Source organism: Sphaerospermopsis reniformis, from assembly GCF_005402885.1.
Classification (GTDB): Bacteria; Cyanobacteriota; Cyanobacteriia; order Cyanobacteriales; family Nostocaceae; genus Sphaerospermopsis; species Sphaerospermopsis kisseleviana.
Genome location: NZ_BJCE01000194.1, coordinates 1 through 10,602, shown reverse-complemented (window position 1 = coordinate 10,602; position 10,602 = coordinate 1). Strand labels below are relative to the sequence as shown.

Here is a 10,602-nt window from a genome sequence, read left to right as displayed (position 1 = left end):
AAAGGCAAAAAGCCATATCCCATGACAAATACCTAAAATGTTAATAAATAATGCCCGTATTTATTATATCATAAGGGTTTTATGGTTTTTGTGAACGCAATCTAGCATAATATGTAATGAAGACCCAAAAAAGATAGGATTGAACCACGAAGGAGCGAAGGACAAGAAGGAAGAGAGGAGGAAGGAAGAAGGAAGAGAGGAAAAAGCAAGAAAAAAGTAATGTTATTTTGTTAATAACATAGAAAATGAAGTATAATATATATTCTATCTTGATTGATAATTCATTCTTTTTTATGTTCAGTCTAGAGATTGTGGAATTATGACACAAATCACTTATCAAGTAGAAGCATTTTGGGATGCAGAAACAGAAGTTTGGGTTGCAACTAGCGAAGATGTACCAGGTTTGGTTACAGAAGCTTCGACAATTGAAGTTTTAACAGAAAAATTGCGAGTTATGATTCCAGAATTATTGGTGTTGAATAATATTGTACCTGCTGATTATTTAGGTTATATTTCATTTATTGAACTTGTTGGAACATAATAAACAGAATCGGTTTCATCTAAATTATAGGATAGATATTTAAAATGCGTAGTAAAGAACTTGTGGTATTACATCAAAAAATTTCAGAACTAAATACACATTATTCACATTTTATTTTTATTTCTGAACAATTCATTATTGATAACAAGTCGAAAATAGAATATAATCCAGATAAATATACAAGTGATTTATTTCTAACAAACAAGTTTGCCGATCAGTTTAATTCACGGATGACAGAAATTATAGATGAGAGTGAAAAAACTAGAAATTTTATTCTACGCAGTTTATTTGTTTTAAGTTATTCTCAGTTTGAAATTTATTTGAGAGATGTTTATTCTTTTGCAAAAACTTATATTACAAGTCTACCTGAATTATTTCCTAATAAAATATTAGACAAAGTCGAGAAAAATATTAAAATAATAGATACCGATGGATTGTTAGAAATAGAGTTTAAGACATTAGAATATATATCTTTGAGACGTAATAGCATTGTTCACAGAGATGAAAAACGTGCATATCAAAAAGAGATTGCAGACTGTATAAAAGAAAATGGCAAAGACTTAAACAAATTTTGGTTAGGAGAAAATAATCTTCAAGTCAAGGTACTAGACTTTACAAAAAAACAAGTTTATCACTTTGAATCTATGGAATTAATTGATATTTTAAATATTATTCGCAGGTTATCAGAAAAAATTGATCATCTGATAATTACCAAGATTGGTGTAGATAACCTCTATAAATATCTGATTAAGGAATTTGAAGATCAGTATAAGCCTATTCAATCATGGGAAAATAAAGACAGAGAAAAACTTATAAAAAAGTTTCAACACTTTGCAAGAATTACATTAGGTGCTATACTGAGTTATTATGAAGTAAATAACTTATTGGGGAAGTAGCTCAATGGTAGAGCCCCCTCTTGAAAAGGGTTCTTACGAGAACCTTTTCCAAGGGGACGGTTGTGGGTTCAACTCCCATCTTCCCCATAAAATGTAGGTAGCTAGTTTATATTTGGTGTTACCCGTGTCTGCAAAAGATATATTTCACGAAGCAGTAAAAACCGCTTTACAAAAAGAGCAGTGGTTAATTACAGATGATCCACTAAAATTCAAATTTGGCAGCGTCAAATTTAAAATTGACTTAGGTGCTGAAAAATTAATTGCTGCTGAAAGAGAAAATGAGAAAATCGCAGTAGAAATCAAAAGTTTTATCAATCCTTCCGCTATTACCGATTTTTATGCTGCTTTGGGTCAGTTTCTCAGTTATCGTCTGGCTTTAGAAGCTATTGAAGCAGATCGTATACTATATATGGCAGTTCCATTTGAAGTTTATCAGACATTTTTTCAACTTGAGTTTACACAAATAGCTCTCAAAAGGTATCAAGTTTTATTAGTGGTATATGAACCAGAGAATGAGGTGATTGTAAAATGGATAAAATAACCAAATATCGAGAATACATTAAAACCCTACTCACAAATTACGCCAAAGACGATATTTCCACTAACGAAGTAGATGTACAACTGATCTTTGACACAGAAAACGACCATTATCAATGGATGAACGTGGGATGGGAAAATTTAAACCGCGTGTATATAACTATCATCCACCTAGATATTAAAAACGGCAAAATTTGGCTACAACAAAATTTAACAGAAGAAAATCCCGCCGCAGACTTAGTAAAAATGGGCGTTCCCAAAGAAGATATTGTACTAGGTTTACATCCTCCTTATAAACGTCCCTATACAGATTATGGAGTAGCCTAAAAATCTCTCTTCCTCTCTGCGACTCTGCGCCTTTGCGTGAGAAAATAAAAACATCTACCACCCATAAAAAAAACCATGATGCAAACCCAAGAAAAATCCCAAAATCAACAACAAATCAACTGGAAACCCATCATCAAAAAATTCATTGCTGTACTGGGAGAAAAAGGAGTAGTCCAACGCAAAGAAGAACTATTAACCTACGAATGTGATGGTTTAACCAGCTATCGTCAACGTCCCGCAGTAGCAGTTTTACCCCGCACTACTGAACAAGTAGCAGAAATTGTCAAAATATGCAATCAATATTCTGTTCCTTTCATCGCTAGAGGTTCGGGAACAGGTTTATCAGGTGGTGCTTTACCCGTTGAAGATTCGGTTTTAATTGTCACTTCTTTAATGCGGCAAATTCTCAAAATTGATTTAGAAAATCAGCGTGTAGTTGTGCAACCAGGAATTATTAATAGTTGGGTGACACAAGCTGTTAGTGGTGCTGGTTTTTATTTTGCACCAGACCCTTCTAGTCAAATTATCTGCTCAATTGGTGGTAATATTGCGGAAAATTCGGGGGGTGTACATTGTTTAAAGTATGGTGTCACAACTAATCATGTTTTAGGTTTAAAAATCGTCCTTCCTGATGGTTCAATTGTTGATGTCGGTGGACAAATTCCTGAAATGCCAGGTTATGATTTAACAGGTGTTTTTGTAGGTTCAGAAGGAACTTTAGGAATTGCCACAGAAATAACTTTAAAAATCCTCAAAAGTGCCGAATCAATTTGTGTTTTATTAGCAGATTTTACCAGTGTGGAAGCTGCGGCTGCAAGTGTTTCTGATATTATCAGTGCGGGGATTATTCCTGGTGGTATGGAAATGATGGATAATATTAGTATTAACGCTGTGGAAGATGTTGTTGCTACTAATTGTTATCCCCGTGATGCGACAGCAATTTTATTAGTAGAAATTGATGGTTTAGAAGTAGAAGTTGCTGAGAATAAAAAAAGAGTGGCTGATATTTGTTTACAAAATGGAGCGAGAAATATCACTTCTGCATCTGACCCAGAAACGAGGTTAAAATTGTGGAAAGGCAGAAAAGCAGCTTTTGCAGCAGCAGGTCATATTAGCCCAGATTATTATGTACAGGATGGGGTAATTCCTCGGACACAATTACCTTATGTTTTGAATGAAATTGAGGCTTTAAGTAAAAAACATGGTTATAGAATTGCCAATGTTTTTCATGCGGGTGATGGTAATTTACATCCTTTGATTTTGTTTGATAATTCTATTCCTGGGGAATTGGAAAAAGTGGAAGAAGTGGGGGGAGAAATTCTCAAATTATGTGTTAAAGTTGGTGGTAGTATTTCTGGTGAACATGGCATTGGTGCTGATAAAAAATGTTATATGCCAGATATGTTTAGTGATACAGATTTAGAAACTATGCAATGGGTAAGGCAAGTTTTTAATCCTCAAGGTTTGGCTAATCCTGGTAAAATGTTTCCTACACCCCGCACCTGTGGAGAAGCTGCAAAAGCATCACCTCAAAAGTTTGCTAATGTAGAAAGGTTTTAATTTGATGATACATTAGTCATTAGACCTGTCCGACAATCAATGTAGAGACTATAGAACGTCTCTACAAGGGTTTCAGGTTATGCACATTTCATTACCGGAGATGTCTATTAGTAATATTTATCCTGATTCCTGACTCCTTAAATACAATGATTAAACTCGATCAGTTTTTAAAGTTTGTAGGTATAGCCTCTACTGGAGGTCAAGCTAAAATCATGATTGTTAATGGTGAGGTGAAAGTTAATGGTGAGGTGGAAACTCGACGGGGGCGTAAATTATTAGAAGATGACACCGTAACAGTCACAGGGAAAACATTTACAGTAGGGGATATCATTTCCTAATGAGAAACATAACACAATAGCACTCGCTTGTATTTGTCAAGCAGCTTATTATAGCAACATGAATACAATAAACTTCTCCGAAAAAGATGTAGGGACAATTCATGAATTGTCCCTACGAATGGGTTTCAGGTTATGCTTATTTATGTAATTTTCGGAGATATCTAAAATATATAAGAAATTTTTTTAGCAAAATACACCTATTGATCATTAATTTGTTGTATCATAGTTTTCCCAAGGTAATTTTGTGCAATTCAACTTCATCAAAGCTTGTTGCGGATCTTTCAAAACTTTATTGAAAGACTATCCTAGTCTGTCTGAAAATCAATGATAGGATTCTCAAACTGCTGTATGAAGTTTTCAAAACTTTCATTTCAATGGATCAAATATGAAACTAATTAAAAAATCTGAAAAGTTACTTCTCGATAAAATCAAGAGTATGGAGTTAGAAGAGGAAAATATTCTAACTGAGATTACTAATGAACCAGAACCGTTAGTTGAGGAGAGAAGAGTAATAGATATAGAAAATCAAGTTCCTGATTATATTCCTGTGCGGGATAATCCCATAGTTCATTCTGTTGGTAACACAGGGTGGCAGGTTTCTGAGATTTGGAAGGAGATTAGATTGGATAATTTTTGCAATACTTAGTCAAGTAGGGTTTGCTGAAAAAGTTGAAAAAAACCTTGAGGAGAATTGAGTGGGGAGTCAGGCAGCAATAAAGATAAGATTTTATTGTCTAAACTTCACTAAATAATCAATTTCACTAATCAACCCACAAGTGTTGAATCCTGCAATAAAACTTTACAATCTTTGCATTTTACCCAGGTAAAATCCATTGTCTATTGAGAATAGAGTCATTAATTGCTCAAATTTGGTATCACCAATACCAATGCACAATTTAGACAATATCCTCAAAATCTTAACATTCAACACTTCTGCATAGATCCCAAATGAGTTCTAAGCTGTTGTGCATTTAATTTGTATAAGTGGAACAGGCAAGAGGCTTGTTCCACAAGAGTTCAGAATATTAGGATTATACAATTTAGCGGTGTAACAGCTTATTGAGAAGCAAAGGGTTTTTTATACCAATTCTATGTGAGGTTGCGCTATAAATTGTAGGGGCAATTCATGAATTGCCCCTACAATGTATAATTTGACAAAAGTCTGATTATTGCATCTTCATACAGAAATGGTATTGAGTTTATTAGGATTGAAAGAATAACAAGTCTGAGATAAAACCAGCCTCATGCGACATTTTATCCTGGTCTTTTGTGCTGATAAGCTGTTATGCCTTTAACTTGAATAATTAATACAAGCAAGATGCTTGTGCTACTGTAACTTCAGGTTTTTTAATTATACAGTTTAGCTGCATATCAGCTTACTTTTATTCTTTGGTATGGAAGATGGATTTAAAAAATACGAAAATCCAGAGAAAACAGAAGCTGAACCAAAATATTATCATATCATTACATAATCCTGAGCAATATCATTTGATTTTGTAGTTATATATAGTTATATACAGCAGATTGCAAATCAATCAGGCTTCGCCGTGAGCGTCAGCCGATAGCGTGGCGTTAGCCATACGGTACAGAATATAAGTTAAAAACTATACACAAAACCAGTTTTACTCCTGACTCCTGACTCCTGCTGTATATGAGTAACCTAAGTTTATTTAGCAGATGAATAGGGTAATATATCGTTGTTTTTCCTTCTTAATTTGTTTGGGTTTTATATTCAGTTTAACCATATTTCCGATTTCCTCAACTTCGATTGTTTCTCAAAAAACAAGTTTTTTAACTACAGAAGTTCGCGGTGTTTGGTTGACTAATGTTGCTAGTGGTGTGCTTTTTGTACCTTGGGGTGTTGAAAGGGCAATAAACCAATTAGCAGCACTGAATTTTAATACTATTTATCCAGTGGTTTGGAATAGAGGTTACACTTTCTATAAAAGTAAGGTTGCTGAAAGTATAATTGGTGAAAAAACCGAACCTTTGTTGAATTTCATCAATAGTGGAAATGATGTTTTAGAGAAGTTAGTCAGGTTGGCAAAAAATAAAAATTTAAGCGTGATTCCTTGGTTTGAATATGGGTTTATGACTCCCCCTAATTCTGCTTTAGCAAAAGCACATCCAGAATGGTTAACCAGTGGGCAAAAAGGCATAAATTCTGTTCACGAAAATCTCCCAGAAGAAATTAACCAGAATGGTGTTTTTAATCGGCAGGTATGGTTAAATCCTCTCCATCCCCAAGTGCAAGAATTTATATTGGGTTTAATTTTAGAAGTTGTGAAAAATTACGATGTTGATGGTATTCAAGTTGATGATCACTTTGGAATGCCTGTAGAATTTGGTTATGATTCATTTACAGTTAAACTTTACCAAAAAGAACATTTAGGAAAGACTCCACCAACTGATCCTTATGATGCAAAATGGATGCAGTGGCGAGCAGATAAAATTACTAATTTTATGGGCAGAATCAATCAAGCAGTCAAAAAAATTAAGCCCCAAGCGAAAATATCCCTTTCTCCTAATTCTCAGTATTTTGCCTATAAATATTATTTACAAGATTGGGAAAATTGGGTAAATAAAGGTTGGGTAGATGAATTGATTTTGCAGGTATATCGAGATGATAAAAAATCTTTTATTGCCGAAATTGAAAAACCTGCGGTAAAATTAGCAATGAAGAAGATTCCTGTGAGCATTGGCATTTCTACAGGAACTTTACTTAGTCCTGTAGATATTGAAAGTATTAAAGAACAGGTACAAATTGTGCGAGATCATAAATTCTTTGGCTTTTCTTTCTTCTATTGGGAAAGTTTGTGGGGTTACATCTCTCCTGAATCACCCCAAAAACGACGTAAGGCTTTTTTAGAGATGTTTGCCAATAAGGCTGTTAAACCTTTAAATTTAAATAGAACTTACGTAAGATTAGACTAAAAACCCCATTCTTGCTTAGGGGTAATCATGAATTACCCCTACTTTTATTCTGTTTTGCGTCAGTTGTGTTAAATAAAGTATAATTTCCCAAAAATAAAATGGAATTAGCCGCTATCAAAAATAAATTCAGTAAATTGTATACTTTTACTTTGGTGTGGAGTTTGACTACTTTAGGTAGTTTTATCTTCAGTTTATTTTTGATTGAAATTGGTGAAAAGTCTGATGTCAGAGTGTTAGATGTTGCTATTGGTGGATTTGCGATCGCCCTTCCCCAATCTTATCTCCTCAGACAAAAAATTTTACCTTTAAGCTGGATGATCTCCACAGTCTTAGGTTGGGTACTCATCACTACTATCGGTGTTGGTGCTGTGGGTTGGTTTGTACTGTCAACAGAGTTGTTTTATTTCCGCATCTTCTTTGGAATTATTTCCGGGGGTATTGGTGGTATGGTAATTGGACTGGCACAATGGTGGTTAGCTATTCCCTCATCACTCCCTTGGGGATGGTGTTGGATGTTCCTCAATTGTGCAAGTTGGGCAGTAGCTCTCAGTATTGGTTCGGTTATAGGTATATTTTTACGTCATTGGACACAGTTATTTTTAGGTGAAGTTGTCGGTTTAGCTATTACCTGGTTGGTAGTCGGTATCCTTACAGGAATCAGTGCTTACAGGTTGTTTAGGTGATTGGTGATTGGGTAGAATTAACTCATGACTAATAACTAATGACTAATGTAAGGGCGAAGCATTCGGAGAATAGCCTTTGGAAAAAACTGATCATTTATGGTTAAGCGGTATTATTAATGTTGAAAATGCAGATCAGCAAATCACCTTCACTGTTAAATTTCCCCTGCATCCAGTTTTTCAACTGCCCCACTAGCGCCAGCCTCAAAAGTCTGCTATTATAGTTTTTATTGATGGGTGATTAGCTCAACGGCAGAGCATCGGACTCTTAATCCGCTGGTTCTGAGTTCGAATCTCAGATCACCCACTGCTTTCATGCCAAATCAGTATTTTAAAACATATATATGTGATAAATTTATTTTTATATTATCAAATTCCCAAACTTAGGACTCCACCACCCTTTTGCAGTATGAAAATAAGCCGCATCCTTATGTTTTTTATCCTTCCAAGAATCTTGACCAGAACACCGTAACATAGTTTTATTCTCCCCATCTTTAATATAACTATACTCCTCCAACGGTTTCTTACATACCGGACAAGGATAAGATGTGAGTTTAGTTTCCGATTTATTAGTCTTTTCATCTGCTGATGTTTTAGTTTTCGGTGCTTCCCAACGTTTATGAAAATCACTCCAAAACAAAACAATATTTTCACACCCACTCACACATTTAAGAAAGTATTTCTTCTTCACCTTACTACTAGGAATTTTCGCTAAAAAGTTACTACATTCAGGACATTTGGTTTTTGAACTTTCATATTTACGCTCAACTTTACCATGATTATTACCAGTATTTCCTGAATTAATAACCACAGTTTTAGCTTTAGACAGCGCAGGGACAAAATAACTTTCATTCCAAGTAGTTAAATAAGATTGCCAGGAATTTTTACCTTCAGCAATTTTATCTAATTCGGCTTCCATCTTGGCGGTAAATTCTGCTTCTAATAAATCTGGTAATGCCTTTTGTAAAAACTCATCAACTTCTAACCCTAAACTTGTAGGATGAAGATGATCTTTTATTAATTCAATATAATTACGTTTCTTTAATGTAGCCACTGTAGGCGCGTAGGTACTAGGACGACCAATACCTTTTCTTTCCATTAATTGTACCAGTTTTGGTTCACTATATCTTGGTGGTGGTTGGGTTTGTTTCTTTTCATGTCCGGCATTTTCTAAAGTTAATTTTTGCCCCTGTTGTACAATTGGTAAAACGGCATCTTTACCCAAATTAGGCCAATATTTCGCATAACCATAAAATTCTACAACTTGTCCCCTAGCTTGCCATAAAATATTACCTGATTGAGTAATTATTAAAGTCTTTCTCACCTGTGCGGGACGACATTGAGACGCAACTGCTCTTTTCCAAATCATCACATACAGGTTAAACTCATCTTCAGGTAATTCTGCTCGTAACTGTACCGACGGACGAAATACATCTGTAGGACGAATTGCTTCGTGTGCTTCTTGTGCTGTTTTGCTACTACGATGTTTTGTTACTTGTTGTGGTACGTTTTGCGGATCATGATCTTCTAACCATTTACGCGCACTGGCACAAAATTCAGGACTTAACATCACTGAATCTGTTCGCATATAGGTAATTAAACCCGCCTCATATAGCTTCTGTGCCACCTGCATAGTTTTTTCCGGGGCAAATTTCAGTTTAGATCCGGCTGCTTGTTGTAGGGTGGAAGTAGTAAAAGGTGGAGGGGGTTGACGATAGGTGAGTTTACCTTCAACTTGGATGACTTGATGGGGATGTTGTTTGGCTTCTGCAACTAATCTATCTGCTTCTGCTTCTGATAAAACCCGCTTAGATTCTGGTTTGTCTGGGTTATTACTAGCTGCATCATCGTGGGTTTCCGTTTCCGTTTTTGGTGTTTCTGTGGGAGTGTTAGCTGTACCTTTGTAAAAAACGCGAAATCCTTCTTGATAATCTACCCACACACTCCAATAATCTTGGGGGACAAATACTTGTATTTCTCTTTCGCGCTGACAAATGAGGTGTAATGTCGCGCTTTGTACTCTACCGACGCTTTTTGCACCATTATTTAATGCCCAAACTAGAGGACTACCTTTGTATCCTACTAGCTTATCGAGACAATCTCGACATAATCCCGCACCGATTAAGTTAGAATCAAGTTTTCTAGGATGAGCGATCGCACTTTTAACCGCCGATGGTGTAATCTCAGTATAAACTACTCGCTTGGGTTCTCTTAATCCCAGGGTTTCTTTGAGATGCCAAGCAATGGTTTCTCCTTCTCTATCTGGGTCCGTTGCTAAAATGACTTCATCAACTTGTTTAACAGCAGTTTTAAGTTGTTGAATGGTTTCTTTAGCGCGTTGGTCACGGGGGATATAATGGCAGCGGACACTGTTACCTTCTATTGTAAATCCTAGCGAATCTTCACCCTCGTTACTGAGTTCGCGGATATGTCCACAACTAGCACGAACTATCCAATCTGTACCGAGAATTTGACTCAGTTTTTTGACTTTACCGGGTGATTCAACCACTAAGAGGCGTTTGGGCATAGCGTACAAAACCTTAACCGAAAAGTATAGAATTAATTATGATCATGGGTTAAAGTAAAAACCATAGATTTTTTTACCATCTTCAAATCTATATTCACAAGAAAATCGCCGAAAGGCACGGAAGCCACTTGGCTATCTTACAGTGGAGGAAGTGCCAACGGCGAATTTATTCGCCGCGAATATGATATGATTGGACTGCGAGTAGGAACAACCATCTACACGAAGAAGTATTTTGATCAGGAGAAACCCCTGATTTATCTCG

Annotated in this window: 10 protein-coding genes and 2 tRNA genes; 11 read left to right on the top strand and 1 reads right to left on the bottom strand. The window is 35.6% G+C overall.

Annotated elements, in window-relative coordinates; genetic code table 11:
• Nucleotides 1-319 precede the first annotated feature (319 nt).
• The 11 genes from FFR48_RS20960 to FFR48_RS20910 all read left to right on the top strand — a co-directional run bounded on the left by FFR48_RS20960 (nucleotide 320) and on the right by FFR48_RS20910 (nucleotide 8,120).
• Nucleotides 320-541: a DUF1902 domain-containing protein gene (locus tag FFR48_RS20960; protein WP_137668706.1), complete on the top strand. Its 222-nt coding sequence runs from the start codon at nucleotides 320-322 to the stop codon at nucleotides 539-541.
• Nucleotides 542-585: 44 nt separating this feature from the next.
• On the top strand, nucleotides 586-1,437 hold the full coding sequence (locus FFR48_RS20955) for a hypothetical protein (protein ID WP_137668705.1): 852 nt from the start codon (nucleotides 586-588) through the stop codon (nucleotides 1,435-1,437).
• Nucleotides 1,428-1,524, top strand: a tRNA-OTHER gene (locus FFR48_RS20950). The genes FFR48_RS20955 and FFR48_RS20950 overlap by 10 nt, the downstream gene beginning before the upstream one ends.
• Before the next feature lie 37 nt (nucleotides 1,525-1,561).
• Nucleotides 1,562-1,978 (top strand): XisH family protein, encoded by a 417-nt coding sequence (locus FFR48_RS20945; RefSeq protein WP_137668704.1) that lies wholly within the window; start codon nucleotides 1,562-1,564, stop codon nucleotides 1,976-1,978.
• Nucleotides 1,966-2,301 (top strand): XisI protein, encoded by a 336-nt coding sequence (locus tag FFR48_RS20940; RefSeq protein ID WP_137668703.1) that lies wholly within the window; start codon nucleotides 1,966-1,968, stop codon nucleotides 2,299-2,301. Before FFR48_RS20945 ends, FFR48_RS20940 begins: the two co-directional genes overlap by 13 nt.
• 78 nt (nucleotides 2,302-2,379) lie before the next feature.
• Nucleotides 2,380-3,861 (top strand): glycolate oxidase subunit GlcD, encoded by a 1,482-nt coding sequence (gene glcD, locus FFR48_RS20935; protein ID WP_137668707.1) that lies wholly within the window; start codon nucleotides 2,380-2,382, stop codon nucleotides 3,859-3,861.
• Between the two features lie 146 nt (nucleotides 3,862-4,007).
• Complete coding sequence (locus FFR48_RS20930; protein WP_096572432.1) at nucleotides 4,008-4,199, top strand: RNA-binding S4 domain-containing protein; 192 nt, start codon at nucleotides 4,008-4,010, stop codon at nucleotides 4,197-4,199.
• 385 nt (nucleotides 4,200-4,584) lie between these two features.
• Entirely contained in the window at nucleotides 4,585-4,845 is a 261-nt protein-coding gene (locus tag FFR48_RS20925) for a hypothetical protein (RefSeq protein ID WP_096572431.1), read from the top strand.
• Nucleotides 4,846-5,876: 1,031 nt separating this feature from the next.
• The gene (locus FFR48_RS20920) at nucleotides 5,877-7,133 is read left to right on the top strand and encodes a glycoside hydrolase family 10-like protein (protein WP_096572430.1); all 1,257 of its coding nucleotides are present in this window, start codon (nucleotides 5,877-5,879) and stop codon (nucleotides 7,131-7,133) included.
• A 98-nt stretch (nucleotides 7,134-7,231) separates the two neighbouring features.
• Nucleotides 7,232-7,816, top strand: a complete 585-nt coding sequence (locus tag FFR48_RS20915) for a hypothetical protein (protein ID WP_096572429.1) — start codon at nucleotides 7,232-7,234, stop codon at nucleotides 7,814-7,816.
• A 232-nt stretch (nucleotides 7,817-8,048) separates the two neighbouring features.
• Nucleotides 8,049-8,120, top strand: a tRNA-Lys gene (locus tag FFR48_RS20910).
• A 54-nt stretch (nucleotides 8,121-8,174) separates the two neighbouring features.
• On the opposite strand, the gene topA is transcribed toward FFR48_RS20910, so the two are convergent.
• Nucleotides 8,175-10,340 (bottom strand): type I DNA topoisomerase, encoded by a 2,166-nt coding sequence (gene topA / locus FFR48_RS20905; RefSeq protein WP_137668702.1) that lies wholly within the window; start codon nucleotides 10,338-10,340, stop codon nucleotides 8,175-8,177.
• Nucleotides 10,341-10,602: the final 262 nt, after the last annotated feature.